The organism is Marinobacter sp., from assembly GCF_041690615.1.
Lineage (GTDB): Bacteria > Pseudomonadota > Gammaproteobacteria > Pseudomonadales > Oleiphilaceae > Marinobacter.
In genome coordinates, this window is sequence record NZ_JAWLGY010000001.1 from 277,486 (window position 1) to 303,485 (window position 26,000).

The window sequence follows — 26,000 nt, forward strand, 5'->3', positions numbered from 1 at the left end:
TCAGGGCAGGGATTCAGGCGCCCTGGCCGCGATCAGGGGCAAAGGGGCCGCGGGTAATGCTTCCCGGCGCTTGCGAACCCCCCGGAACCAGCGTAGCGCCGGTTTCTCGATGCCGTAATGGATCACAGCGGCCAGGCTGAATGCGGTAAAGAGGGCCATGCCGACACCAGCCCACCCCGGTAAGGCCTGATCGTAGCTCCAGCCGATAACGCCGTAGCCCACGTTCTGGTGTACCAGGTACAGGGCATAGGACAGGCTGCCCAGCCACAACAGGGGGCGAGCCGCCAGCCGCTCCAGGTAACCGTTCAACGCGAGCGCAAACACCCCGTGGCAGCCCAGCACGAAGTAGCTGAACGGTGCCTTGTAGGCCACCAGGCAATGGCCAATGGCCAGCGCCAGCAGAACCTTGTCTGCCGGGGACAGCTGACGGTATCGGTGCCATCGGTAGAGCAGCATGCCGGTCACAAACAGCGGCGCATAACGGGCGAACAGGAGGTCCTTCGCAAGGAATTCCAGGGCTGAGGGAATGTCCTTCCACCACAGAACCCCGAGATAGCTGACGGCGACCCAGCCCCACAACAGTGGTCGAATACGGGTCCACTGGCGCAGGGCGTAGAACATCAGACCGATCCAGACGTAGAAGGTCGCCTCGATAACCAGGCTCCAGTAGGCGCCATCCACATGGGGAAAACCCAGGTATTCGTGCAGCAGTGTGGTGTTAAGCAAGGCGCTGCCAAGGCCCACCGTCCTGTCTTCGGGACCAAGGGCCGCAACGAACAGCCAGGTGATAGCAATGCCGGCCCAGAGCCCGGGTAAAAGCCGCACTGACCGGGCCATGGCAAACCAGCTGGCGGAGCGGGTACGCTCCAGGGTCATGAAAATCACAAAGCCGCTGAGGATAAAGAACAGGTGCACCCCATAACGGCCGAACTCAAGAAAGCGCCAGGGTGCAAAGCTGTGCCCATAGAGCTGATGGTAATAGGGCAGGTAATGGAAGAGCACGACGGCCAGGGCGGCAATGCCCCGCAGGGCATCCAGGGCCTGCAACCGTTGCTGAGAGTCACCCATGATCGTTATCCTCCCTTGGATTAATGCAGTATATCGGAGGCGCTCTGGGCGCCGAACAGCCTGGCTATACGATCCGGTTGCCTGCGGCTTACGCCGGCGTAAGGTCCGGCCTTGCTGAAACGATCACCATGAACCGGGGATGGGCGGATGATTCCAGATCTTGGAATAATGGAAGGGTTCTACGGTCCCGTGTGGCAATGGGCGGACCGCCGAGCGCTGATGGAACGATTGCAGCCCCACGGCTACAACTTCTACTGGTACGCCCCCAAGGCCGACCGCTATCTGCGCCGGCAATGGAAGGAGCCTCATCCGCCGGAAGCAGCCGAGGCGATCGCCGGGTTCGCCCGCTGGTGTGATAACCGGGGGATCGCGTTCGGTGTAGGGCTGAGCCCCTGGGAGGTGTTCAATCAGTTCGATGAGGCCTCGAGGCGCGCCCTGGCGAACAAGCTGACGTTCCTGGAGTCTGTGGGCGTGAGTCGCCTGGCCATCCTGTTTGATGACATGAAGGCGGATACTCCGGACCTGGCATCCCGGCAGGGGGAAATCATTGACTGGGTCGACCAGCGCACCGGCTTCCGGCAACTGGCGGTATGCCCATCCTATTATTCCGACGACCCGGTACTGGACCGGGTGTTTGGCCAGCGTCCCCCGGGTTACCTGGAAGACCTCGGCCGGGCCCTGGATCCCCGGGTGGATGTATTCTGGACCGGGGAAGAAGTCTGCTCCCGGGAGATTGCTCCGGGTCACCTGCGGCGTGTGGCCGGCCAGCTGGGGCGCAAACCGCTACTGTGGGACAACTACCCGGTGAACGACGGTGACCGCATGTCCCGCCACCTGCACCTCAGGGGCTTTACCGGCCGCCCGGCGGCCAATGCCGGCCTGGTCAGCGGCCATGCCATCAACCCTGCCTTGCAACCACAACTGACCGCCATACCGGCCCTCACCCTGGCCCTGAGTTACCAGCATGGCGAGAACTATTGTTATGGGGAGGCTTTCCGGGAAGCCGCACGGACCGTGGTGGGGGAGTCCATGGCACGGCAACTGGTGAACGACCTGCTGGTGCTGCAGGATACCGGCCTGCACCGTATCAGTGCGCAACGGCTGGAGGCGCTGAGGGACACCTACGACGGCTTCGACCAGCCAGCGGCCCGGGAGATACTGCGCTGGCTGGCGGGTGAGTACCAGGTCACAGACGAGATGGTTCAGACCCAGTAATCATCCAGCAAGCGTGATTACCGGCACTCCTGCTGGCGGGCCTTACTGAACTGGTGCTTTATCGCCGCATTTCTCCGCTGTTCATCCAGGAACCTTTCCGGGAGCGGTTGAATAAAGTAGATGTAGTCGCCTTGATCGCGGTATGCCGCCGGCGCCGGCGCTTGATCATCGTCGGTGAGGATCACCGGGCTGATGACTACAACCTCAAGCCCGGGGGCCCGCTGTTCAAGTATCGCCGTTATCCCCAGCCGCTGTTCACTGTGGAAGGTCCCCGTAACCATCAGAACCTGGTATCCGGGATAATCCTGCAGGGAGCGGAGAACCTGGTCGGCCATGGTGTTGTCTCGCAGCAACTGGGCCTGGTAGGCGTTCTCAAGTCGGCTGCGAGTGGCCCCTGATTCCTCCCCATGGGCATTGTGGCCCAGACGGTCGAAAAACTTCTCGCGATACCCGGGTACGTCGCGGAATGGTGATTCCGGTAACAGGGCTCGTCGGGACGGAGACAGGGAGTCCAGGTATTCCGGACCGTGTCGGCCAACGCAGCGTACAACGTCCGCGGGGGCATTGGCAGCGATGACTGGGGCCTGCCGGTGCCGCGCGAATTCCAGCAGTGGACGGTAGGAGGCCTTGTAGTTGTCCCACGCCGCCGCATCCTCGATCAGCTCATCTTCACCCAGTTTTCCCGCCAGGTAATCATCAATAACCGCCTGGCGATCAACATCGAAAGCCTCCAGCGCCAGGACCTGTTCTGGCCGTATTCGGTGAAGCGCTGCCTGAAGCCGGGACTGCAACAGGTGGGCGGCCTGATGGCCGTGGTATTCGCCGATCACAATCACATCGGCTCCTGCGAGTTGCGTGGCCAGGGCAGCCGGTGTGGCGGGCTGGTTATTGGCGGTATTCACCAAAGAGGCCTCGTAAAGTGTTGCCGGCTTCATGATGGCGGCGGGGGGCACTGCGGCGCACCCGGAAAATAGCACAGCGGCCATGACAGTTACTCTGCTCACGACCCGGTTCAGAGAAGTCATCTTTCAGCGGTTCCTTAAAGAGGCCAATGCAATTGTACGTTGCCGCCACCGAAAGCGACTTCGTGGAGCTTGAAGGTGGGGGCGATGGTCAATACCGCAGGCTCCTGGCGGGACAAGGTGATTTCCAATGGTAGCGTGAGCTTGGCGCGCAGGCTGTTACTGTTGAGGTCTCGTTCGTCTTCGCTGGTGAAGCGCTGGCTTACATCCGGGTGTCCGAGATAGACGGCCGGCCGCAGCGTTGAGCGGGGGCCCAGCCGGGTGGCAACGCTGGCAAAGGTTATTGGCTCTCGCCGCTGAACGTCGCCGTGCGTATCCATGGCCCTGCCAAAATAACCTTTTTCATTGAGATAGATATAACTCAGACCAATAGACGGCTGGTTCTTGTGTTCCGTCCACATGGCTTCGACCGTCAATTGATGGTGTTGGCGGCGGAAAGATGTTGAAGCGTCAGCTTCATCCAGCCGGTAAGTCCGGGCGGTGTATTCGCCGGCGTACTCCACCTGGTAATGCCAGGCTCCCAGAAAAAGCTCCTGGGTAATCGCTCCGCGGAAATTCCGGCTTACCGCTTTCAGAGCCTGCTGTCGGCTGTCGAACTCCGATTCGGGGTTGAGGGTTGCCGAAATGGTTGTACGGTGCCGGTTGTCCCGCCAGGGTTGATGCCATTGAATAAAATAGCTGTGAGGTTCATCAAGAATCCGGTCATCGGTGTCTGACTTGTCGTTGAACCAGGCGTCAGGCTGTATCCAGCTGCCATGCACCCAGCCGCCATGGGGCAGAGCGTAACGCGCACTGGCGTAGACATCGATCTCTGACTTGTCAGCAAAAACATCGCCCTGAAGCCAGACCTGCAGCCGGTCAGTCATCTGGTGCCTGAAACCCACCAGCTGCCGCTGGTAGGTGCCATCGAAATCCTCTGAGCGCTGAATATCCAGCATGAAAGCCTGGCGGTTGTCGTTGAACCCGAAGTCCTGCCGGAAGCGGCTGTCAAAATAGAGACGACTGCTCCCGACACTGCCCCCCGTACCCCGCAATCCCGTCTCGGTTACCCGTGGGCGACGTTGACTGTGACGGAAACTGTAAAGGTCGACAAAGCGCTCTTCGTCATAGTTCTCGTTGCGCCCCTCGACTACCGCCTCGGCTCTCCATGGGTGCGGCAGGTGATTGGTATGAGCAAGACTGTTTTCGGCGATCAGCAGCGCCGCCAAGAACCAATATATGTTGCGAAGGTGCATGGCCCTTCCCCTTCATATCGCCTGATTCAGTCAGGTTAGGCCATCCAGCTGGCAGGATGCCAGCGGACCGGCCGGGTCGCCTGGTGACTCACGGACTGCCGGAAGGGAAGAGTGCAGGGCTGATATTGAGTTATTCTGTTACCACGTCTGTTTTCCGATCTGCCGGGGCCCCTGATGTTGCCATTTCGAATTGTCGATCGTGTGAAATTTCTTGTCGAGCGCCAACTGGTCAAGGGCGCTGGTTTCCAGTTGCTGGTGGTGGCAGCGTTTATCGCCATTATTTCCCTCGTGGGAGGCATTTTGGTGGTGCCGCTGGACGGCGACTTTGACCACGTCGGCAACGCCATCTGGTGGGCTTTCCTGAGGCTGACGGACCCGGGCTACCTGGGTGACGATGTCGGCGCCTGGCAACGCTTTGTCTCAACCCTGCTGACGGTCAGTGGCTACGTGGTGTTCATGGGTACCCTGGTGGCGATCCTGACCCGCTGGCTGATTGCCCGCATGGATGAACTGGAGCGCGGGCTGACACCGGTAACCCTGAAAAACCATATCGTCGTACTTGGCTGGACCAGCCAGACACTGCCCTTGCTGTCAGAACTGCTGGGCTCCACCGGACGTATGCGGCGGTTCCTCGAGAAGCACGAGGCTTCCCGGCTCAACCTGGTGGTGCTGGCGGAAGAGGCCAGTGCCGAGCAGGTGCATGAGCTACGAACGGAACCAGGCATCGGGTCACGGGCCCGGCAGGTGATTCTCCGGTCCGGCCTGGCAATTCAGCCAGATGCCCTTCACCGGGTAGCGTGCCTGGATGCGGCTGCAGTGATCGTGCCCAGTTCCGCCCATGAGGCTGGCAGCCTGGTGACTTCCGACGTAGAGACGGTGAAGGCTTTACTGTCCATCGCCGCCCAGGCCCGCCATTATCAGTCGCCGCTGCCGTTTGTGGTGGCTGAGCTGCAGGATGTGCGCAAGCTGCCGGTAATCGAGCGGGCGTATCCCGGCGCCGTGGAAGTGGTCGCCGGCGATGTCACCATCAGTCGCCTGATGGTCCAGAATATCCTTCACCCGGGGTTGTCCGAGGTCTACAACGAGCTGCTGGCGGGTGAGGGTGGAAACGAGCTCTATGTCCGCAGTGGTGAGTCGGTCGCCGGGCTGACCCTGGGGGAACTGGCCGCCCAGCGCCCGGGGGCCATTGTGCTTGGCCTGCTTGAGCCCGACGGGCATAGCTGGCGGGTGCACCTGGCGGCGCCGTCCGACATCCGGGTCGGAGCCGGGGACCGGGTGGTCTACCTGGCCCGCGCCTACAGTGAAACGGAAGCCGATACCCATACGCCGGGCCTGCCGGAGGTGGTGCGCCGGTCTGCAACCAAGGCCAGGGTGCATCCACGCAAGTCACACCGGGTGCTGGTGCTGGGCTGGAACCGCCGGGTGCCGAGCCTGGTTGCGGAAATGGCCAGTTATGGCCAATGTGAGTTCGCGCTGGATGTGGTCTCGGTGGTGCCGGCCAGCGAGCGGGAACAGGCGATAAGTCGCTATCCCGGGGTGAGCGGGGGTGTTAGCTGCCGTCACCTGGAAGCGGACTACATGGTAGAGGAAGATCTGCGTCAGGTCGCGCCGGCAGACTATGGCGCCATCGTACTGGTGAGCAGTGACCGCCTGGCGTCCGGGGAAGAAGCGGATGCACGTGCCATGGTGGGCTACCTGCAGCTGGAGGACCTGTTGGCGGAAGGGGAGCGCCGCCCGCAGCTGATCATGGAACTGAGCGATCCGGATAACCGTCAGCTGCTTTATGGCCACCAGAGCGAGATGATGATCAGCTCCATGATACTCAGCCACGTCCTGGCCCAGGTTGCCCTGCGACGGGAGCTGCGAGTGGTTCTGGACGAGCTGTTCACCGTGGGCGGCCCGGAGATTCAGTTCCGCGACCCGGCTGATTACCCCCTGCCGGCCAGTGCCGATTTCCTGCTTCTGGAGAAAACCCTGGCGGCGGAAGGGGAGGTGGCGCTGGGCATCTATCGTAACCAGGCCGATGAACGGGGCCACCGGTTGCAGCTCAACCCGCCCCGGCGGGACTACCTGGAGCTGAAGCCGGGCGACCGCCTGGTGGCGCTGGCTGTCAGTGCTGATGCACCAGGCCCTGGTATCTTGTAAATCAGCGTGTTATGGCGGCGATCCAGATATTCATAGGAAAAATGCCGGAAATAGATAATATAAATTTCAATTATGCGGATTGAGTGACTAAAGTAGGCCTCACTCTTCGGTGATCTGCTCAAAATTTGAGCGGGACGCTGGTTCACTGCAAGATCCTCAACCCTAAACTGCAAGGACTGAGACCATGCCTTACGCAAAAGACGTTGACCAGATTGCTTCTATCCTGAAGCAGAACCCGACCTGGAACGCTATCAACCCGAAGCACGCTGCCCGCATGCGCGCCCAGAACAAGTTCAAGACAGGTCTGGATATCGCCAAGTACACCGCCAAGATCATGCGCGAAGACATGGCGAACTACGACAAGGACACTTCTCAGTACACCCAGTCCCTGGGTTGCTGGCACGGTTTCATCGGCCAGCAGAAGATGATCTCCATCAAGAAGCACTTCGGCAACACCAAGCGTCGTTACCTGTACCTGTCCGGCTGGATGGTTGCCGCCCTGCGCTCCGAGTTCGGTCCGCTGCCGGACCAGTCCATGCACGAGAAGACCGCGGTTTCCAGCCTGATTGAAGAGCTGTACACCTTCCTGCGCCAGGCTGATGCATGGGAACTGAACCATCTGTTCCGCGCCCTGGACGAAGCCGAGCAGGCTGGCGACACTGCCAAGGCTGAAGAGCTGATCAAGCAGATCGACAACCACGAAACCCACGTTGTGCCGATCATCGCCGACATCGACGCTGGCTTCGGTAACGCTGAAGCGACTTACCTGCTGGCCAAGAAGATGATCGAAGCCGGTGCCTGCTGCATCCAGATCGAGAACCAGGTTTCTGACGAGAAGCAGTGTGGCCACCAGGACGGTAAGGTAACTGTTCCGCACGCTGACTTCCTGTCCAAGATCAACGCTGTTCGTCTGGCGTTCCTGGAACTGGGTGTTGACGACGGTGTGATCGTGGCCCGTACCGACTCCCTGGGTGCTGGCCTGACCCAGAAGCTGGCTGTTACCGACGAGCCGGGCGACCTGGGCGACCAGTACAACAGCTTCCTGGATGGCGACTACATCGAGGACGCGTCTGAAATCAACAACGGCGACGTTGTGATCAAGTCCAACGGCAAGCTGATGAAGCCCAAGCGTCTGGCTTCCGGTCTGTTCCAGTTCCGTCCGGGCACCGGCGAAGACCGTGTTGTTCTGGACTGTATCACCAGTCTGCAGAACGGCGCTGACATGCTGTGGATCGAAACCGAGAAGCCCCACGTTGGCCAGATTGCCAGCATGGTTAACCGCATCAAGGAAGTGGTACCTGACGCCAAGCTGGTCTACAACAACAGCCCGTCCTTCAACTGGACCCTGAACTTCCGTCAGCAGGTGTTCGACGCGTGGAAGGAAGAAGGCAAGGACGTATCCGCCTACGACCGCGCCAACCTGATGAGCGAAGAGTACGACAGCACCGAGCTGGCGCAGCTGGCCGACGAGTGGTGTCAGAACTTCCAGCGTGACGCGTCTCGCGAAGCGGGTGTATTCCACCACCTGATCACCCTGCCGACTTACCACACCGCGGCCCTGTCTACCGACAACCTGGCCAAGGGTTACTTCGGTGACGAAGGCATGCTGGCCTATGTTGCTGGCGTACAGCGCAAGGAAATCCGTCAGGGTATTGCAACCGTGAAGCACCAGGACATGGCCGGCTCCAACATCGGCGATGACCACAAGGAGTTCTTCGCAGGTGACGCGGCTCTGAAGGCCGGTGGTAAAGACAACACCATGAACCAGTTCTGATCGAACGGTTTGTTGTCCGGTCCGGGCACCTTAGGGGACCCGGTACCACCTGACAAAAAGGCCGGCGGGAGATGATCCCGCCGGCCTTTTTGCGTTCTGTGACGGCGGTTATCGGGCCGATGCCCGCTCGAACTGCTCGATTCGCTCGCGGGTCAGTGGGTGAGACGACAGCGCGCCGCCAATGCGTTCGCTCCAGCCACCAGTCCCTGAATCTTCCGTGGCGTCTTGCTGGTGGGCAGCCTCCAGGCGGAGCATGAGGTTGCTGAAATGACTTGGCTCCAGGCCCCGTGTCAGCATCAGGTCCAGGGCGTAGGCATCCGCTTCCCGCTCCATCCCCCGTGAGTAGGACAAGTTCATCAGCACTGCCGGAGCAACCACCACCATGTCCGAGGCGGCGGACAGATCACCGGTCATCATCACGATCATCCAGCCTGTCAGCGACGACTGCACAACGCCCCGAAGGCCATGGTTGGCCACCACGTGCCCCATTTCGTGGGCCAGTACCGCCGAAAGTTCGTCCGGGTGTTGCGCCAGCTCCACCATTTCATCGGTAAAGACAATGGTGCCGTCTGGCAGCGCAAAGGCATTGGCGCCGATGCCTTCACCACTGCGAAATAGCACCCGGAAACGGTGGTCCGGCTGGCTGGCCAGCAGTGGGGCGAATCGGGCCTCAAGCGATTGCTGCCGCTCCTCAGACAGTCCCGAGGGGGACAGCATGAAATCGTCCATCTGTTGCAGGGTTTCCCGGGACACCCGGGTTGCCAGCTCGTCCGGCAGGGCATGAGCCACCAGTGAGGACAGTGCGGGGATGCCGTGGGTAAAGGTCAGCAGAGTCACCAGTATGGTGACTACTGCGGCTGCCAGGATGAGTCCCAGGTGGTTCTCCAGCTGATGGATCAGCCGTGCGCCAAGCCCCTGGTGGATCCGGCGGGAGAGGGCATCCACCTGGTCGTTCTCGATGGTTTCGAATACCCCGTCGCCGGGCAGGTAAAGATATCGGGGCGTATTGCCTACCCGGGGGCTGAGGGTGATCTCCCGTGAGGTCAGCTCGCGGTAGTCATCCGGCGACCCCGTATCGAGCCGCAGCTGCCCCTCAGCCAGGGACAGGCGGGCGGGGCGGCTGCGAGAGTCGGTGCCGGTATAAAACCGGCCATGAATGGTGAGGTCAGCCTCAGATTGCGGCGAAACCAACGTCAAATGCCTCCCCGAGTTCCTCGCCAAGAGCGCTGGTGCGACGGCTCTCGGCGGCCACGAAGTGATCCAGGTCGCCCTGTATGGCCATGCTGGTGCAACCGGCCCGATAGCTGGCCAGGCGTACCCGGGCCCAGGGCAGATAAAGCCCCAGGGTGATCACGGTGAGGAAACTGTTGCTGACGAAAATCCAGGCCAGCTGGATGGGCTCAAGCTCGGAGGCAAGCTGGTGGTCTGCCAGTTCCGCGTGGTTGATCATCAGGTTTGCCAGCCCGGCCTTGAAATAGCCGAACAGAGCCAGGTATCCCAGGGCCCCGATGACCGGTCCGATAATCGGGTTGATCATCGACAGCAGGATGGCGGCCCCGACCACGCCAATGGCGATCAGCAGGCCAATCCCGAAGAAGCGATAGTAGGTGCCGGTGCTGCCATGCCACTGGAAGGGTGTTGTGCCATAGCGACTGCCTTCCACAACGAACCGGTGCCCCTTGCGGGCAATCAGCGGCGTCAGCAGGAACAGGCAGAGGGCATTCAGCACCGGCCAGATCAGGGTGAGCATCAGTGCATCCAGGTAGCGGCCCTGGAAGTCGAAGCGGACGTTACGATAGGCGGTGTTGACCGCATGGAACCGCAGTGACCGGATAATGATCCACGGTGTCCCGAACACCAGCAGCACCAGAAGCAACAGACCCAGCGCCGGGAAGAAGGTAAAGGCTACCGAGTAGAGTACCAGAGCTGCCAGTGCAATCAGCCGCCCCTTGAGGATGGTGACCGGGCTGGCCAGGAACTGGAAGCTGGCACCATCGAGTTCGGTATTGCCATAGAAATATTGCAGGTTGCGTACCTTGGCCCAGGCGGAATAGATGCCGAGGGTCACAATGGTCAGCAGGATATTGACGATCCAGATGCCGAAGTATTCCTTGCCGTTGCCATTGAACAGAAAGGTAGCGATACGTGGTCCATCTCTTTCAGGGTCTGCTCCGGCACGATCCACTGGCTTTTCCGGGGGCGCCGGCGGAATTGCAGCTGCCGGGGCTTTCATGGCTACGCGGGTAGCTACAATGCCGGCCCGCTGCAGGCGGTTGAGGTAATTGTCTGCTGCATCCGGAGCAAGGCCGGACTTCATGACCACAGGCTGACCCGAGAACAGCTGTTCCAGCCTTGAGTCGGGGAGATTGAACAGGGACTGTATGTTGTCCCGGGCCTGGTTAACTGAGAAGCCGTCTGCAACGCGTCCGTCGAACACGATCTTGTACTGCTGGTCTGACATGGCATTTCCTTCCTTGGTGGTTTGGGCCAGGCTCTGACGGGATAGATTTTGTTGGAAGGGAAGAAGCTAACCCCCGTATGATGAACGATATATTAACTCACCGTCATAAATGAGCTGTGATGTCAGGCACAGTTTTCTGACATGCTTCGGGCATAAACGGCTGTTTTTCGGACAAATCGGGAAGGATCAGGAAAGTTGACGACAGATCAGGGCATCGTGTTTGGCGTACTGCTGGTTACCCTCGGCCTGTTCATCTGGAACCGGATACGTTTCGACCTGGTGGCCATGCTGGCGTTGCTGGTGGTGGCGGTCGCCGGACTGGTGCCAGCGGAGGAGCTTTTTGCCGGTTTCGGTCACCCCGCCGTCATCACCGTGGCGGCAGTGCTGGTGATCAGTCAGGGGCTGGTGAACGCCGGTGTGGTGGACAGCATCGCCAGGGTGCTGGGACGGGTCGGAGACCGGCCGGCACTGCAGGTGGCGACCCTGACCGGTGTGGTGGCGCTGTGTTCCGGGTTCATCAACAACGTGGGTGCCCTGGCACTACTTATGCCCGTGGCTGTGTGGATGGCGCGGCAGTCCGGGCGCTCCCCGTCGTACCTGTTGATGCCACTGGCCTTCGGTTCGCTGCTCGGTGGCACCATGACGCTGATCGGTACCCCGCCAAACATCATTATTGCCTCGTACCGGGAAGGAGGGAGCAACTTCGGCCTGCTGGATTTTCTTCCGGTGGGTGCGGCCATCACCATCGTGGGGGTGGCGTTTATTTCCCTCATTGGATGGCGGCTGACACCCCGGCGGGGGGAGGCGGACGACGGCGAAAAGCTGTTCAGTGTCGGGGACTACCTGACCGAGTTACGGCTACCCGAGGAGTCAGACTATGTTGGCCGTCCTCTCCATGACCTGCTGGCGGACAGTCGCGATGACGCCGACCTGGCCGTGGTGGGTCTGATCCGCGATGGTGATCGTCAGCTGGTGCCGTCCACCTACCGGGTACTGAAGGCCGGTGATCTGTTGCTGGTGCAGGCGGATACCGACAGCCTGCAGGCGGTGGTGGACAAGGCCGGCCTTGAACTGGGTGAAGAAAATGGTAAGAGCAGTCAAGATCTGGACCAGGAGGATTATCGCATTGTAGAAGCGGTGATTACGCCGGAGTCCGGGCTGGTTGGCCATACTGCCAACCGGATGCGGTTACTGGAACGAAACGGCCTGAACATCATTGCGGTGGCCCGCCAGGGGCACCGGCTGAAGGAGCGCGTGGGGCAGATTGCCTTGCGGGCCGGCGACATCCTGCTTGTGCAGGGGCGGGATGAGACGCTCAATGGGGCGCTGCGGGATATTGGCTGCCTGCCGCTGGCCGAGCGGGGGTTGAGGTTCGATACCCAGCGCCGTACCTGGATTGCCGGCGGTATCTTCATGGGGGCTATCGCGGTGATACTGGCCGGATGGCTGGCGGCGCCGGTTGCACTGGTTGGTGCCGCCGTTGCCATGGTGCTGGCGGAGATCCTCGATACCACCGAAGCCTACCAGGCCATTGACTGGTCGATCATTGTATTGCTTGGGGCCATGATTCCAGTGGGAGGCGCGCTGGAGTCGTCCGGTGGCGCCGGGCTTATTGCCAGCGGACTGATGGTGGTGGGCGAGGGATTGTCCCCCGCATTGCTGCTGGCGGTGCTGGTCACCGGTACCATGTTGCTGTCGAACGTGGTCAACAACGCCGCGGCCGCCATTCTGGTGGCGCCCATTGCCCTGAGCCTCTCGTCACAGCTGGGGATCGCCTCGGATGCCACCCTGATGGCGGTAGCGGTCGGCGCCTCCTGTGCTTTCCTGACGCCCATCGGTCACCAGTCCAACGCCCTGGTCATGGAACCGGGCGGGTTCCGGTTCGGCGATTACTGGCGCCTGGGGTTGCCGCTATCGGTGCTGGTTGTGGCTATCTCGGTTCCGGTGATCCTGCTGGTCTGGGCGTGACCCGGCGCAGGAGCGGGCGTTTTCAGGGCTGGTCTGCCACGCTTGCACCTGGCCGCAAAAGCCCGCGCAGGATCACATCCACCAGCGCCGGTGTCTGTTCTGCCAGGTCCCATTGACTGGGAGCCTGCAGCCAGTCGAAGTATATCCCCGTGAAATAGGTGTGTATGGACATGGCTGCCAGTTCCGGGCTCACGCCGTTAAACAGCAACGTTTGAATCCCGGGGGTGCTGAAGTACTGCCTGAGGAGCTCGACAGACCGCCCGGATAACCGGTCCAGGGCGGCCAGCCCGGTATCGGACTCGGTGCGCAGAAACAGGATGGAAAATACCCGGAAGTGATGCTCACTGGTGGCCAGTTGACGGAGGGAGTCGATGCAGATTTCCCGCAGTGCTGCCAGGTCGCGCTGTTGTTCAAGCAAGTCTTCGAGCCTCGCGGTCATCGGGTTGCTGACCCGGCCCAGCATCGCTTCAAACAGGTCCTGTTTGTTTCTGAAGTGCCAGTAGATAGCGCCCCGGGTCACGCCGGCGGCGCACGCAATCTGTTCCAGGGATGTGCGGGCAACGCCTTTTTCAAAGAAGACCAGCTCTGCTGCGTCGAGAATGGCTTCCCGGGTGGCTTCGGCTTCCGCCTTGGTTTTTCTGGCCATGATGGTCCTGGGTGGTAACAAGAGCGAGCCGCCGGCTCAGGGCGGTATAAACGGGGCATTGTAGCCAGTTTTTCGTTGCATACATACAACCATGAATGTATTTTTATCTGCCTTGCCTTTTCTCAAATTCACGGGAGTTCCTCCATGCTGTCTCAAAACCGGTCGAAGTCCGCAAAGACTGGCGCACTGATTGTTGTCGCTGCCTTTTTGTTCGCGGCCTGCAGCAATGATGATAAGTCATCGTCGTCACAGGGCGGGCCGGGGGGAGAGCAGCCGCCACCAGAGGTTCGTATTGAAACCGCCGAGCCCACCCGGGTGGAGGTGAAGGAAGAATACGCAGGGCGGGCCAGGGGCGCACGGGAGGTCGAGGTGCGGGCCCGAACCCAGGGTATCCTGGAGGAACGGCTGTATGACGAGGGTGAGCTGGTGCGGGAAGGCGATGCCCTTTTCCGCATCGACCGGGCTCCCGCTGAGGCTGCAGTGCAGGGAGCCGAGGCCAGACTGCAGGTGGCCCGGGCGGAGTTGAGCCAGGCCCAGCGGGAATGGAGCCGGATCTCTTCCTTGTATGACCGCGGTGCGATCAGTGAGCGGGAGCGGGATTCGGCCCGGTCAGCCCTGGAGCTGGCCCGGGCGAACCAGGCCGTCGCCGAGGCCGGCCTGGCCCAGGCTCAGCTGGACCTGGACTATACGGAAGTGACAGCACCCGTCTCCGGCGCTACCAGCCTTGAAGACCTGCCGGAAGGCAGCCTGATTCAGCAGGGCACTCTGCTCACCACTATCGTCCAGCACAACCCCATTCATGTGCGTTTTGCGCTGCCCGAGAACGACGCCACGATCCAGCGCCGGGCCCGGGAGGCCATGGCCGCCTCGGGCGACGAGGACAGCACCCTGTCCGCTGTCCTGATCACTGTGGATGGTGAAGCCTACGAGCACGAAGGTACGGTGGACTTCACGGCCAGCACGCTGGATCCTCGTACCGGCACGGTGATGGCCCGGGCGGTGTTTCCCAATGAGGACTACCACATTGTGCCGGGGCAGTTTGTACGGGTGCGTATCCAGCTGCAAACCCTGGAGGATGTGTTCACGGTTCCGGAAAGTGCCGTCGGCCAGGGACCTGAAGGCGCACGGGTATTCGTGGTTGGTGACGACAACCAGGTGGCAAACCGGTATATCACGCTGGGGCCTGTCGTGGACGGTCGCCAGGTGATTACCGATGGCCTGCAGTCCGGCGACCGGGTGGTGATCAGCGGTATGGTTGCCCTGCGGGATGGTGTAGAAGTCGAAGTGGCCGGAGAGGATGGAGAAGACGAAAACGGGCAAGACGGGAAGGGAGCCGAGTAATGCTGCGCACCTTTATCGACCGGCCCATCTTTGCGTCGGTTATCTCCATTGTCATCCTGCTTGGCGGCGCCATTTCCCTGTTCGGCCTGCCAGTGGAGCAGTATCCCAACGTGGTACCGCCCCAGGTGGTGGTCGATGGCCGTTACCCGGGCGCCAGCGCCGAGGTGATTTCCGATGCCGTGGTGGCGCCACTGGAACAGCAGATCAACGGCGTTGACGACATGATCTACCTGGAGTCCAACGCCACTGACTCCGGGAGCTTCCGGATCACCGTCTCCTTCGAGATCGGCACCGACCCGGATCAGGCCACCATCAACGTCAACAACCGGGTGCAGCAGGCCACCGCCAGTCTGCCCCAGGCGGTGCGGGACCTGGGCGTTACCGTGGAAGCCCGCTCCACCTCAATCCTGCAGGTGCTGGCTCTGTCATCTCCTGACAGCAGTATGGATGTGGTGGAGATCTCCAACTATGCCCTGCTGAACGTACTGGATGAACTGGTGCGGGTGCCCGGGGTGGGCAACGCTTCCCTGTTTGGTGCCCAGGATTACTCCATGCGGATCTGGCTGCGGCCGGACAAGCTGGCCCAGTATGAGCTCACCCCCGCCGATGTGGCCGGGGCCATCCGCTCCCAGAATGCCCAGTTTGCCGCCGGGCGCATCGGTGCCGAGCCAGCCCCGGAAGGCCAGGCCTTTACTTACAGTGTCTCGGTACCGGGGCGTATGGAGAGTACCGAAGAGTTTGGCAATATCATCCTGCGTAGTGATGAGGATGGCGCCAGCCTGCGGTTAAAAGACGTTGCCCGCATTGAACTGGGTGCCCAGAACTACGATTTTGACGCCACCTTCAATGGCGAACCGACGGTCCCCGTGGGTGTCTACCTGCAACCGGGAGCCAACGCGCTGGACGCCGCGGACGCCGTGCGGGAAGCCATGGAGGACATCAGCAGTCGTTTCCCGGAGGGCCTGTCCTACAGTGTGCCCTACGACACTACCCGCTTTATCGACATTTCCATCCAGGAGGTCATCAGTACCTTTATCGTTGCCGTGCTGCTGGTGGTGGTGGTCACCTTCCTGTTCCTTCAGCACTTCCGGGCTACGCTGATTCCCCTGGTGGCGATACCGGTATCTCTGATCGGTACCTTCGCCGGTATGCAGGCGCTGGGTTTTTCCGTAAACCTGCTGACCCTGTTCGGGCTGATCCTGGCGATTGGTGTGGTGGTCGACAATGCCATCATCATCATGGAGAACGCCGAGCGCCTGATGAAGGAAGAAAACATGTCGGCCTACCATGCCGCGGTGGAAACCGTAAAGCAGGTATCCGGCGCGGTGGTGGCATCGACCCTGGTGCTGGTGGCGGTGTTTGCTCCTGTTGCTTTCCTTGGTGGCCTCAGTGGGGAGTTGTACCGGCAGTTTGCGATAACCATCGCCGTTTCCGTAGTGATTTCGGGCGTGGTTGCCCTGACCCTGACGCCGGCCATGTGTGCCATGTTGCTGGGCGGCCAGCCAAAAAAGCAGATGATCCTGTTCCGCTGGTTCGACAAGGGATTTGATGTCATCACCAACGGGTTCGTCAAGGTGGTGGACTTCCTGCTCCGGCACGTGGTGCTCGGGGTATTCCTGTTTGTGGCCATGCTGGCCGGTACGATGTTCCTGCTTGATAACATGGCGTCGGGACTGGTTCCCAAGGAAGACCAGGGCTTCGTTCTGGTAGCTCCCTCGCTGCCGGCGGCCTCATCCCTCAGCCGCACCGTGGAGATGCGGGATGAGTTGGTGGGCCAGATGATGGAAGTGCCGGAAATCGCCAATGCGGTGGCCTTTGCCGGCTACGATATTATCGCCAGTGCGCTGCGCACCAATGCCGGCGTTTCGTTTGTCACCCTTGAAGACTGGTCGGAACGTGAGGGGCCCGGCCAGAGTGCCGATGCCGTGGCCGGCAAGATCATGGGCATTGGCGCCGGCATGCCCGATGCCCAGGTCATGGCCTTTACGCCCCCGCCCATCCAGGGGCTTTCAACCACCGGTGGGGTGGAAGGCTATGTCCAGGTCAGGGGCGGCCGCACGACCGCTGAACTCAAGGAGATCTCTGACCAGTTTGCCCAGGCGGCGAATCAGCGCCCCGAGCTGCAGAATGTGCGGGTCACCCTGGATACCGGTATTCCCAAGTACGAGGCTTCCGTCGACCGAGAGAAGGCCCAGGCCGCCGGCGTGCCGGTGGACCAGGTTTTCACCACCATGCAAAGTACGTTCGGTTCACTGTACGTAAATGACTTCACCCTGCTGGGGCGTAACTGGCAGGTGAACCTGCAGTCGGAAGGTGAGTTCCGCAGTCACCCGGATGACCTCCGTCGGGTTTTTGTACGGTCCGAGTATGGTGAGATGATCCCGGTTAGTTCCCTGGTGGACCTGGAGCGCAATGCCGGAGCGGATATTCTCAACCGGTTCAACCTGTACCCGTCAGCAAAACTGCTGGCTGATCCGGGCCCCGGTTTCACCACCGGTGACGCCTTGCAGGCACTGCGGGAGGTGGGCGACGAAGTATTTGACCGTAACACCCAGCTGGGCTGGACGGGTGAGGCCTATCAGCTCCAGGCCGGCGCCGACACCGGTGCTATTGCCTTTGGGCTGGGCCTGCTGCTGGTGTTCCTGATCCTGTCCGCCCAGTATGAGCGTTGGGGTCTGCCCCTGGCGGTGGCCACGGCGGTGCCTTTCGGTGTCTTCGGGGCAGCCGCCGCGTCCCTGCTGCGGGGCTTCCCCAACGACATCTACTTCCAGGTAGGACTGCTGGTATTGATCGGCCTGGCGGCCAAGAACGCGATTCTGATTGTGGAATTTGCGGCCCAGAACCGTCGTGCCGGTATGAGCAGCACCGAGGCCGCCAGTGAGGCCGCCCGCCAGCGCTTCCGTGCCATCATGATGACGGCGCTGACATTTATCGTTGGCTCCATGCCGCTGGCCTTCAGTACGGGGGCCGGCGCGGCCAGCCGGCAGGAAATCGGCACCGTGGTCGTCGGTGGCATGATCGTCGCGAGTACACTGGCGCTGTTCTTTGTGCCGCTTTTCTTCAAGCTCATTGAAGATTTTGGTGACTGGCGGCAAAGCCGCAAGCGGCCCACAGGGGCCTAGCTCCCTTCTCACCACGTCCACAAAAGCCCGGTCCGCCGGGCTTTTGTGTTTCTGTTTTCCTGGCTTGAAACCTGTAGATCCTCTTTACAGTCAGGATTTCGGTCTATGTGTATGAATTGGCGTTAATAATGGGTTTTTGGCGCCGCCGGCGGCCCCCGCCTGTCTCATCGGTGCGACATAAACTCTGTTTGCACCGCTCGCACCCCTCCCAACGATCCAGGAAAACCTCATTAAAAACAGTTGACTGAAAGTTAATCAGAGATCTGGCACAGGAATCGCACTTCTTCCCTCTGCGGGCCTGGTGCATGGAGTACCTGTGAGCGCTCAGGTGTCGGGGCCCCGAATAACCAAGAGCCAATAACGTAAAGGGAAGCGAAATCATGAATACCAAGAAGAGCATGCTTGCTATGGCCATCGCCCTTGGACTGGGCTTTTCCGGTGCATCCCTGGCAGACCTGGGGGGAGATGGTAACCCCAACGTCAACGCGGACGAAAGTTCCAGCAACACCAACTCTGGAAACGATAGTTCAAGCAACTCCTCAGTAGCGGATTCCAATAATACGGATACCGACACTGACAACAGTGTGAACACGTCAGATTCCAATAATTCAGCGACCGACACGGAAACCAACACGGACAACAGCGTGAACACCGCCGATTCGAATAACTCGGCCTCCAGCGCTGATAACAGTGTGGATCACGATGACTCATACAACACCGACACGGAGACCAATACCGACAATAGCGTCAACACGGCGGACTCCAACAACACTGATACGGAGACCAGCACTGATAACAGTGTCGATACCGATGACTCGTACAACAGCGACACGGAAACCACTACTGACAACAGCGTAAATACTGCGGATTCCAACAACACGGATACCGACACTGAAACCAACACTGACAACAGTGTGAACACAGCGGACTCCAACAACACCGACACGGAGACCACTACTGACAACAGTGTGGACAACGACGACTCGAACAACACCACCACTGATAACAGTGTGAGGACTGCGGATTCCAACAACACTGATACGGAGACTCATACTGATAACAGTATGTATAACGAGGACTCCTATAACAGCGACAGCAGTACCAACACGCTGAACATGAGCGTCAGTATGTTCATGAACACAGCGGAGTTGGACGGAGAGGTGTCTGGAATCACCACCACCTATGGTAGTGCCGATGACGGGTCCTACACCTGGGTCAGCAACAGCAACGAAGTCTCAGGTGGTTCTGCGAACTTCACCGGGGTGGGTGCGTTCGCCCAGAACGTGGGTACCGGGTCTGTTACCCAGGCCAATGTCAGTGTCATGTCGAACCTGACCACTGGCAACTAGGGAAATGAGGCCGTCTGCCTCGGGGCAGGCGGCCCGTTTTTCGGGAGAAAGGCCATGGGTAATGTCACCAGAAGGATTCTGCAGGCATCTGTGTTAGTGGGGTTACTGTGTGGGCTGTCGCCGGCGGTGGCAGAGCAGTGGATGAATGCCTCGCCTCTGACGGACGAGCAGTTGGCGGGGGCCAGTGGCCGCCAGGCCGTCACCATGCAGTGGCAGATGAATGACACAGAACAGAACGCGTCAGTCGCCGACAATGTGCTGTCCGGTAATGTGGTCACTGGCGACAACCATCTGTCGGACAGTGCCTTCGGGCACATGAACGGCATCGCCACGGTAATCCAGAACACCGGCAACCAGGTGGTCATCCAGGACAGCACCCAGATCAATATACTCATCAATCAGTAACCGGAGGTGGGGTATGGGCAGGTTCGCAGTGCTGGCAACGGGGCTGATGTGCAGCCTGCTCTGGCCCCAGGTCCAAGCGGGCTCGGTGGTTGTGCCGGGCATAGGCGGAGACCTGGCCATACCGGTGGAAAGCTATCGTGAGAAAACCTTCAGAGAGGTGATTCGCCAGCAATACGACTTCAGCTGCGGGTCCGCTGCGGTGGCTTCGCTCTTGTCCTATCACTATGGGCATGAAGTGACCGAACAGGAGGTGTTCCGTTCCATGTTCGCCCTGGCGGATGAGGAAAAGGTCCGGCGCGAGGGGTTCTCCATGCTGGACATGAAACGCTACCTGGAACTGGAGGGTTACCAGGCGGATGGCTTCCGCATGGGCCTGGCCGGTCTGCGGGAGCAGGTGCGGTTGCCGGTGATCGTGCTTATCAATATCCGGGGGTTTCGCCATTTCGTGCTGATCAAGGGCATCAGCGACCAGGAAGTGCTGGTGGGCGATCCTGCCCGGGGCTTGAAAGCCTATAGCCACAGCGAATTCGGGGAATATTGGGACGGCACGGCCTTTGTCATACGCAGCCATCTGCAGGAGGGGCGGGCAACGTTTCGCAGCGAAGAGGACTGGCCGGCACTCGCCCGTGCGCCGGTAGGAACCGGCATCCGGGAGTTGCCCGGGGCCCATACCTTGCCCTACTGGCCTTCTTCAAGGGAGTGGTGATCATGAACAAGACCTGCAGGTTGTTGGCCGCGGTGTTGCTTTCCCCGGGCGTTGTACTGGCCGGGGAGTCCGGCAGCGGGGTACTGAACCTGGCCGGGCCGGCCCTGGCCGATGAGGAACTGGATCGGTTGCGAGGTGGGTTCTTCCAGGATGGGCTGGAAATTTCCATCGGCCTCGACCAGATCGTTGCCGTGAACGGCCAGGAGCTGATCGTGAACCGTCTCACCATTCCAAACCTGAACCAGAAGGTTCGTGGGGACGTGGCCCATCACATGGAAACCGTGGTGCAGGTCATGCAGCCCGACCAGCCAGCGGGTGCCCGGGTGGCCGTGGGACCCGGTGCCGGCGGAGGCGGCTGGACCACCGTCATCCAGAACAGCCTGAATTCCACGGTGATCCAGAACATTCAACGGCTTAATATAGAGCTGAATAACCTGGCTGCCCACCAACAGGTACCGCTGCATCTGGGCGAACACCTCAACAGTCTGCTGGGGCACTGAGCGTCAGCGCAGTGCCACCGTCACAGGTTGATTGGCAACCGCAGGGTAATCTCGGCGTTCGGCGCGTTGTCGGTCACGCCAACGCTGACCGAGGTGCTCAGGCTGGTGTCCCGGGTCAGCCGCTGGGAAAGGCCGAAGGTCAGTGAGCCCACATGTACCCTTTCAAAACGGGTGTCGAACAGGCTGTTGTCAAACTCGTAGTCGGTTTCACCAATAATCGAATGGTCATAGCCGAGGCTGAATGACGTACGCTCGTTAAAGGCAAAGCCCATACCGAAGCCGAACCGGATAACGTCACCCGGGTCGATGGTGCCCCCGTTACGTTCACCCTCATCCTCCTCCATGGTCCAGACGTAGCTCAGGTTGCCGAACAGCACTGCCGGATCGGTGGGGTAGATAAACGAGATGCCGGGTTCGATGGACCAGAAGCCCGACCCGGTAGGGCGTTCCCTGAGCTCTACACCGATGGGGTTGTTGTTGCTGTCGTAGATAATCCTCTGGCCCACGTCATAGGGGCCTTCACCGGTGGGTGCCTTTACCCGCAGGCTGCCTATCAGGTATGGCCAGCCGCCCAGGCCGTCATTGATCTGATAGCGGGCCGACACCTCTACGTCGCCCAGGCCATCACCCGATGATTCGCGAATGGTGTCCAGGGGGGTGCCCTGAAAGACCTCACGCTCCCGCAGGTCTTCATTGATGATCAGGTAGGGCACACGCACTCCGGCCTCGAATCGGCTGGTAAAGCCGTATTTCATGGCGAGGGCGCCGGTGAATATATCCCGCTGCACTTCCGAGATATTGATCAGCCCCACCAGCAACGCGGGTATGACCGTATAACCTTCTACGGCCACCACGGTGGAATTGCTGTGGGCATAGGAGAAGGAAGGCTCAATGGTGATCCGCCCCGGGGAGGTCACAATGCCCCGGTCGTAGGTGATGGAAGCTACCTCGGTGGCCTGGTTTGAGGCAGCTTCACGGGCTTCGGAGCCTACGGTAGTGTCCGGGGTGGGTTGCTGGCTGAGCGCCGTAACCGGCAGAAGGGCCAGGGCGGTTGTCAGGGGTAGCAGTATCCGGGCTGTGCGCATGGTCATTCCTTACCGGCGGGTTTGACGTCCGGGAGTGTTGGCCGAATGGATGGTGTCTGATACCGGCAACTGGTACTTGTCGATCAGACGATAGAAAGAAGCACGGGAAATGCGGAGCAGCCGGGCGGCGGCTGAAATGTTGTGGCGCGTCAACGCCAGGCTACAGTGCAGGGCCTGGCGTTCAGCCCTGGCCCGGAACTGGGCCAGGCTCAGGTCGTATTGATCGTGGACATTGGCGGGAACCCCGTACAGCCCCAGGTCCATGGGCTCGATTTGCGGGTTCTCACCCAGCAGCAGGGCCTGACGCAACCGGTTCTGCAACTCCCTCAGGTTACCGGGCCAGTTATGGGAAAGCAGTCGCTGCATGGTGGCCTGGCTGACAGGCTTTGCTGACAGGTGGGGCGGAAGGCGCTGGAGCAGGGCTTCCACCAGCAGGGGGATATCTTCGGGGCGCTCCCGCAGCGGCGGCAGCTCCACCGACATTTCCCCCAGCCTGAAAAAGACGTCCTGGCGGAAGGCGCCGTGACGTACCAGCTCGGACAATGGCGTGGACGCGGTCGCAATGAGCCGGGTATGAATCCGCACAGGGCGGTTGGAACCGACACGCTCTACCACCCCTTCCTGCAGGAACCGGAGCAGGTAGGATTGCTGTACCAGAGAAAGTTCGTCGATACCCGCCAGCAGCAGGCTGCCGCCGTCGGCGGCTTCGAGGCGTCCGATCCGCTGGCTGGTGGCATGGGTGAACGCCCCTTTCTCGTGGCCGAACAGCTCACTCTGGGTAAGCGAGGCAGGCAGGGCGGCACAGTTGATGATAACCAGCGGGCCATGGCGCACCAGGGACTGCTCGTGAACCAGTTGCGCCGCGGCTTCCTTCCCGGTGCCGCTTTCGCCATAGATCAGTACCGGTTCTGTGGTTCCGGCAAAGCGACGCAGCCGGGAAATGACATGCCGGATCCCGGCGGATTCGCCGGTCAACGCAATCTGCTGATAGTCATCCCCCGAGGCTGGCATGGCCTCCTGGTGGAGTTCTGCCATACCCCAGAAATGTCCGGTGACCATGGCCAGCCGTTCCCAGTCGATCGGCTGGGTGTGGTAATCGGAGCAGTACAGGGACGTGAGGTAGGCCAGCTGGCGGTTCAGGGCGGGTGCTTCCGGCAAGATGCCGATCCAGAAAGGAATCCGTAGTTGTTCCAGCCAGCGGCCAAGGTGGGGGGCGCCGTCCTTCGGATAACGGCTCAGGTCCAGGATGCCCACATGGCCCTGGTGCCCCTCGGGCAGTCCAAACCGGGGTGGAACCGTATAATCGAACTGGCGAACCTGCCAACCGGAGGTCAGGGCACCCGGTACCGAGACGGCTTGGGTGCCATGGGTCAGCCAGGTCAGGGCGCGTTTGGAGTCCATTATGCTACCGTCCAGGTCAGCGTGCCGGGGCCCGACGCATTGTGTTTGGAAGATGCCGGACTTAAGCTGGCCCGATGAGCTTTCCCGTGGCTGTTGATCGGGGAATCCAGCGGGGCCTGGGGACCCCACAAACAGGTTGCGTGCCATAAATTGAGAACTGGTGCACTCTCATGACGTTAACGGCATCACAAAAATGCCGTATGTAGCGGCGTGTAAAATATCCGGACGTTTGGGGCAGGTGCGGAGAACTTCGGTGTTTCGTTTCCGGTGCAGCTGATGGCCGGCCTTCCCCGTTGACCACAGCCCCTGGCGGAAGCATTGAAAGGACAGACATGGCAGATAGTGAGACAGCCCTGAAAGAAGATTTGCTGGCCCTGCTGGAGGACGCCCGGCAACGCACCCTGGCGCTGGTGGACACTCTGAATGACGATCAGTTGCAGGTGCCCTGGCACCCGGGGGTCAACCCACCACTCTGGGAGATGGGACACTCATCGTTCTTCTACGAGGTGTTTGTACTGAACCTGCTGGACGGCACCCCGAGTTATGACCCGTCCATGGACGACCTCTGGGACTCGTTCCATATTGATCACCGGGACCGCTGGAACCGGGATTACTTTCCGGGCCGGGAGCAGACCCGGAAATACATGCTCACCATCTACGACCGGATAGCCCGACGGATCCGTGAAAAACCGCTGGATGACCGGTCGCGGTACCTCTATCGCTACGCCATCTACCACCAGCACATGCACATCGAATCCATGACCTGGTGCCGCCAGACCGTGGGCTACCCTGCGCCTCCGGGGATGGTGAAGCCTGGCTCCGCCGAGGGCGAGCATCTGGGCGATGCGCAGATTCCGGCTGGCACCTGGCTGATCGGCATGCCCGGGGAGTCCGCCGACTATGCCGGTGAAGACTTTGCGTTCGATGGCGAAAAACCACGCCACCAAGTGGCCCTGGATGGTTTCAGTATTTCCCGTGCGCCGGTGAGCAACGGTGAATTCCTGGCCTTTGTGAAAGCCGGTGGCTACCGGCGCCCGGAACTCTGGTCCTTCGGCGGTCGCAAGTGGCTTCAGACCGAAACAGACGTGGCCCTGGTTTTTGGAGAACGTGAGCCAGTCATGCGGGCGCCACGGCATCCGCTGTACTGGCGCCTGCATAACGGTGAGTGGCAGGAGCGGCTTTTCGACCAGTGGCGCCCGCTGGATCCGGATGCTCCGGTGCTTCACGTTTCATACTGGGAAGCCGAGGCCTGGTGCAACTGGGCGGGCCGGCGGCTGCCCACGGAAGCCGAATGGGAGGTGGCGGCGTTGGGCAATCGCCCTGGCCAGCCCTTCCGCCGTTTCCCCTGGGGCAATGAACCACCGACCCCGGAACGTGCGGACATGAACGCCACGATAATGGCGCGGCAGCCGGTCAGTGCGCTGCCGGCTGGTGAGAGTCCGTTCGGCTGTCGGCAGATGATTGGTACCTGCTGGGAGTGGACCAGTGATCAGTTCCTGCCCTATGACGGCTTCAAGGTGGATATGTACCCGTTCATGTCCACACTTCAGTTCGGGGATCACAAGGTGACCAGGGGCGGGGGATGTGCCACGTCATCCGTGCTCATCCGGGGCACCTACCGCCAGGCTTACCTGCCACAACGAAATGACGTCTACACGGGTTTCCGGACCTGTGCCCTATAACCGCTCCACCCGGGGAGAGCGACCATGAACGTGTATGAAACCGACGAACTGCTGGGCCAGTACCTGGCGTTCCATTACGGCGACAGTTACTTCGGCGTTGGCAATTATCCGGCCCGGTGCGCCAGCGTCTGTCTGGAACATATGGCCGGGAGAGAGAAAAAGCGGGCGCTGGACCTGGGTTGTGCGGTAGGCCGCACCAGCTTCGAGCTGGCCCGGGCCTTCGATGAGGTGGTGGCACTGGATCTCTCGAACCGTTTCATCGACGCAGCCAACACACTGAAACGGGACGGCGAGATGGATTACTTTCTGCGGGAGCAGGGTGAACTGGGCAGCCAGGCAACGGCTTCACTGGCGAGTCACCAACTGGCGAATCGTGCCGACCGGGTTCAGTTCGAGGTGGCGGACGCCTGCAATCTGGGCCCGGCCTATGGGGACTTTGACCTGGTGTTTGCGGGCAACCTCATCGACCGCCTGCAGGATCCGGGCGCCTTCCTCTCCGGTGTCCACAAGCTTCTTAATAATAAGGGCGTACTGGTCATCAGCTCACCCTATACCCTGCTGGAGGAGTTCACGCCCCGGGCGAAGTGGATCGGCGGATTCGAACGCCACGGCCAGCCGTTCACGGTGCTGGACGGCATGAAGGACGTACTGGCGCCGCACTTTGACCTGCTTGGCGAACCGGTGGACGTGCCCTTCGTTATCCGCGAGACGGCGCGCAAATATCAGCATACTATTGCTGAACTGACGGCCTGGCAGCGAAAAGGTTAGCGTCTTATTTCGGGATGCTGGAAACCTTTATCGCCTTGAGATGCTTTTCGCTGAGATAACTGCAGTTCGCACGGGGATGTGGTGGGGGACCTTTTGGAGCAGCGCCA

General features: G+C 60.7%; 20 protein-coding genes. 12 read left to right on the forward strand and 8 right to left on the reverse strand.

Annotated features, from left to right (window positions below):
• Positions 1–1,068, reverse strand: coding sequence for an acyltransferase family protein (locus ACESMZ_RS01220; protein ID WP_372957435.1), 1,068 nt, complete (start codon positions 1,066–1,068; stop codon positions 1–3).
• A 147-nt stretch (positions 1,069–1,215) separates the two neighbouring features.
• Here ACESMZ_RS01220 and ACESMZ_RS01225 point away from each other — a divergent pair, with 147 nt between their 5' ends.
• Positions 1,216–2,283, forward strand: coding sequence for a beta-N-acetylglucosaminidase domain-containing protein (locus tag ACESMZ_RS01225; protein WP_372957436.1), 1,068 nt, complete (start codon positions 1,216–1,218; stop codon positions 2,281–2,283).
• Positions 2,284–2,300: 17 nt separating this feature from the next.
• Here the strand turns inward: ACESMZ_RS01225 and ACESMZ_RS01230 are convergent, their stop codons facing one another.
• Together ACESMZ_RS01230 and ACESMZ_RS01235 are read right to left on the reverse strand one after the other, a co-directional pair.
• Complete coding sequence (locus ACESMZ_RS01230) at positions 2,301–3,269, reverse strand: ChaN family lipoprotein (protein ID WP_372972094.1); 969 nt, start codon at positions 3,267–3,269, stop codon at positions 2,301–2,303.
• A gap of 53 nt (positions 3,270–3,322) precedes the next feature.
• Positions 3,323–4,540, reverse strand: coding sequence for a hypothetical protein (locus tag ACESMZ_RS01235; protein WP_372957438.1), 1,218 nt, complete (start codon positions 4,538–4,540; stop codon positions 3,323–3,325).
• A 174-nt stretch (positions 4,541–4,714) separates the two neighbouring features.
• On the opposite strand from ACESMZ_RS01235, the gene ACESMZ_RS01240 reads away from it, so the two are divergent.
• Entirely contained in the window at positions 4,715–6,685 is a 1,971-nt protein-coding gene (locus tag ACESMZ_RS01240; RefSeq protein WP_372957439.1) for a CASTOR/POLLUX-related putative ion channel, read from the forward strand.
• Between the two features lie 184 nt (positions 6,686–6,869).
• Positions 6,870–8,459 carry an isocitrate lyase gene (locus tag ACESMZ_RS01245; RefSeq protein ID WP_372957440.1) on the forward strand — a complete coding sequence of 530 codons (1,590 nt, stop codon included), beginning with the start codon at positions 6,870–6,872 and terminating at the stop codon, positions 8,457–8,459.
• A 108-nt stretch (positions 8,460–8,567) separates the two neighbouring features.
• Here the strand turns inward: ACESMZ_RS01245 and ACESMZ_RS01250 are convergent, their stop codons facing one another.
• A complete protein-coding gene (locus ACESMZ_RS01250) occupies positions 8,568–9,656 on the reverse strand; it encodes a M48 family metallopeptidase (protein WP_372957441.1) in 1,089 nt (362 codons plus the stop codon).
• Positions 9,631–10,920, reverse strand: a complete 1,290-nt coding sequence (locus ACESMZ_RS01255; protein ID WP_372972095.1) for a YjgN family protein — start codon at positions 10,918–10,920, stop codon at positions 9,631–9,633. Before ACESMZ_RS01255 ends, ACESMZ_RS01250 begins: the two co-directional genes overlap by 26 nt.
• 195 nt (positions 10,921–11,115) lie before the next feature.
• On the opposite strand from ACESMZ_RS01255, the gene ACESMZ_RS01260 reads away from it, so the two are divergent.
• Positions 11,116–12,888, forward strand: coding sequence for an SLC13 family permease (locus tag ACESMZ_RS01260; protein WP_372957443.1), 1,773 nt, complete (start codon positions 11,116–11,118; stop codon positions 12,886–12,888).
• A gap of 22 nt (positions 12,889–12,910) precedes the next feature.
• Here ACESMZ_RS01260 and ACESMZ_RS01265 read toward each other — a convergent pair whose 3' ends face one another.
• A complete protein-coding gene (locus ACESMZ_RS01265) occupies positions 12,911–13,534 on the reverse strand; it encodes a TetR family transcriptional regulator (RefSeq protein WP_372957444.1) in 624 nt (207 codons plus the stop codon).
• A 144-nt stretch (positions 13,535–13,678) separates the two neighbouring features.
• Between ACESMZ_RS01265 and ACESMZ_RS01270 the strand changes: the two genes are divergently transcribed.
• The 6 genes from ACESMZ_RS01270 to ACESMZ_RS01295 all read left to right on the forward strand — a co-directional run bounded on the left by ACESMZ_RS01270 (position 13,679) and on the right by ACESMZ_RS01295 (position 20,957).
• The gene (locus tag ACESMZ_RS01270; protein WP_372972096.1) at positions 13,679–14,875 is read left to right on the forward strand and encodes an efflux RND transporter periplasmic adaptor subunit; all 1,197 of its coding nucleotides are present in this window, start codon (positions 13,679–13,681) and stop codon (positions 14,873–14,875) included.
• Positions 14,875–17,997 (forward strand): efflux RND transporter permease subunit, encoded by a 3,123-nt coding sequence (locus ACESMZ_RS01275; RefSeq protein WP_372972097.1) that lies wholly within the window; start codon positions 14,875–14,877, stop codon positions 17,995–17,997. Before ACESMZ_RS01270 ends, ACESMZ_RS01275 begins: the two co-directional genes overlap by 1 nt.
• Positions 17,998–18,377: 380 nt before the next feature.
• Positions 18,378–19,346, forward strand: coding sequence for a hypothetical protein (locus ACESMZ_RS01280; RefSeq protein ID WP_372957447.1), 969 nt, complete (start codon positions 18,378–18,380; stop codon positions 19,344–19,346).
• A gap of 54 nt (positions 19,347–19,400) precedes the next feature.
• A complete protein-coding gene (locus ACESMZ_RS01285; protein WP_372957448.1) occupies positions 19,401–19,751 on the forward strand; it encodes a hypothetical protein in 351 nt (116 codons plus the stop codon).
• A gap of 13 nt (positions 19,752–19,764) precedes the next feature.
• The gene (locus tag ACESMZ_RS01290; RefSeq protein WP_372972098.1) at positions 19,765–20,457 is read left to right on the forward strand and encodes a C39 family peptidase; all 693 of its coding nucleotides are present in this window, start codon (positions 19,765–19,767) and stop codon (positions 20,455–20,457) included.
• Positions 20,458–20,459: 2 nt separating this feature from the next.
• A complete protein-coding gene (locus ACESMZ_RS01295) occupies positions 20,460–20,957 on the forward strand; it encodes a hypothetical protein (protein WP_372957450.1) in 498 nt (165 codons plus the stop codon).
• A 20-nt stretch (positions 20,958–20,977) separates the two neighbouring features.
• On the opposite strand, the gene ACESMZ_RS01300 is transcribed toward ACESMZ_RS01295, so the two are convergent.
• Together ACESMZ_RS01300 and ACESMZ_RS01305 are read right to left on the reverse strand one after the other, a co-directional pair.
• Positions 20,978–22,042 carry a transporter gene (locus ACESMZ_RS01300; protein WP_372957451.1) on the reverse strand — a complete coding sequence of 355 codons (1,065 nt, stop codon included), beginning with the start codon at positions 22,040–22,042 and terminating at the stop codon, positions 20,978–20,980.
• A gap of 9 nt (positions 22,043–22,051) precedes the next feature.
• Complete coding sequence (locus ACESMZ_RS01305) at positions 22,052–23,443, reverse strand: sigma 54-interacting transcriptional regulator (protein WP_372957452.1); 1,392 nt, start codon at positions 23,441–23,443, stop codon at positions 22,052–22,054.
• A gap of 332 nt (positions 23,444–23,775) precedes the next feature.
• Here ACESMZ_RS01305 and senA point away from each other — a divergent pair, with 332 nt between their 5' ends.
• Together senA and ACESMZ_RS01315 are read left to right on the forward strand one after the other, a co-directional pair.
• The gene (gene senA, locus ACESMZ_RS01310; RefSeq protein WP_372957453.1) at positions 23,776–25,125 is read left to right on the forward strand and encodes a selenoneine synthase SenA; all 1,350 of its coding nucleotides are present in this window, start codon (positions 23,776–23,778) and stop codon (positions 25,123–25,125) included.
• A gap of 24 nt (positions 25,126–25,149) precedes the next feature.
• On the forward strand, positions 25,150–25,893 hold the full coding sequence (locus ACESMZ_RS01315; RefSeq protein WP_372957454.1) for a putative 4-mercaptohistidine N1-methyltransferase: 744 nt from the start codon (positions 25,150–25,152) through the stop codon (positions 25,891–25,893).
• The last annotated feature ends 107 nt before the right edge of the window (positions 25,894–26,000 follow it).

What these genes read in the sequence shown, in the direction of transcription:
- ACESMZ_RS01220 (WP_372957435.1), bottom strand. Translation starts at nt 1,068, where the DNA reads ATGGGTGACTCTCAGCAACGGTTGCAGGCCCTGGATGCCCTGCGGGGC.
- ACESMZ_RS01235 (WP_372957438.1), bottom strand. Translation starts at nt 4,540, where the DNA reads ATGCACCTTCGCAACATATATTGGTTCTTGGCGGCGCTGCTGATCGCC.
- ACESMZ_RS01290 (WP_372972098.1), top strand. Translation starts at nt 19,765, where the DNA reads ATGGGCAGGTTCGCAGTGCTGGCAACGGGGCTGATGTGCAGCCTGCTC.
- ACESMZ_RS01270 (WP_372972096.1), top strand. Translation starts at nt 13,679, where the DNA reads ATGCTGTCTCAAAACCGGTCGAAGTCCGCAAAGACTGGCGCACTGATT.
- ACESMZ_RS01305 (WP_372957452.1), bottom strand. Translation starts at nt 23,443, where the DNA reads ATGGACTCCAAACGCGCCCTGACCTGGCTGACCCATGGCACCCAAGCC.
- ACESMZ_RS01315 (WP_372957454.1), top strand. Translation starts at nt 25,150, where the DNA reads ATGAACGTGTATGAAACCGACGAACTGCTGGGCCAGTACCTGGCGTTC.
- senA (WP_372957453.1), top strand. Translation starts at nt 23,776, where the DNA reads ATGGCAGATAGTGAGACAGCCCTGAAAGAAGATTTGCTGGCCCTGCTG.
- ACESMZ_RS01240 (WP_372957439.1), top strand. Translation starts at nt 4,715, where the DNA reads ATGTTGCCATTTCGAATTGTCGATCGTGTGAAATTTCTTGTCGAGCGC.
- ACESMZ_RS01280 (WP_372957447.1), top strand. Translation starts at nt 18,378, where the DNA reads ATGAATACCAAGAAGAGCATGCTTGCTATGGCCATCGCCCTTGGACTG.
- ACESMZ_RS01245 (WP_372957440.1), top strand. Translation starts at nt 6,870, where the DNA reads ATGCCTTACGCAAAAGACGTTGACCAGATTGCTTCTATCCTGAAGCAG.
- ACESMZ_RS01230 (WP_372972094.1), bottom strand. Translation starts at nt 3,269, where the DNA reads ATGGCCGCTGTGCTATTTTCCGGGTGCGCCGCAGTGCCCCCCGCCGCC.
- ACESMZ_RS01255 (WP_372972095.1), bottom strand. Translation starts at nt 10,920, where the DNA reads ATGTCAGACCAGCAGTACAAGATCGTGTTCGACGGACGCGTTGCAGAC.
- ACESMZ_RS01225 (WP_372957436.1), top strand. Translation starts at nt 1,216, where the DNA reads ATGATTCCAGATCTTGGAATAATGGAAGGGTTCTACGGTCCCGTGTGG.
- ACESMZ_RS01275 (WP_372972097.1), top strand. Translation starts at nt 14,875, where the DNA reads ATGCTGCGCACCTTTATCGACCGGCCCATCTTTGCGTCGGTTATCTCC.
- ACESMZ_RS01265 (WP_372957444.1), bottom strand. Translation starts at nt 13,534, where the DNA reads ATGGCCAGAAAAACCAAGGCGGAAGCCGAAGCCACCCGGGAAGCCATT.
- ACESMZ_RS01295 (WP_372957450.1), top strand. Translation starts at nt 20,460, where the DNA reads ATGAACAAGACCTGCAGGTTGTTGGCCGCGGTGTTGCTTTCCCCGGGC.
- ACESMZ_RS01300 (WP_372957451.1), bottom strand. Translation starts at nt 22,042, where the DNA reads ATGCGCACAGCCCGGATACTGCTACCCCTGACAACCGCCCTGGCCCTT.
- ACESMZ_RS01285 (WP_372957448.1), top strand. Translation starts at nt 19,401, where the DNA reads ATGGGTAATGTCACCAGAAGGATTCTGCAGGCATCTGTGTTAGTGGGG.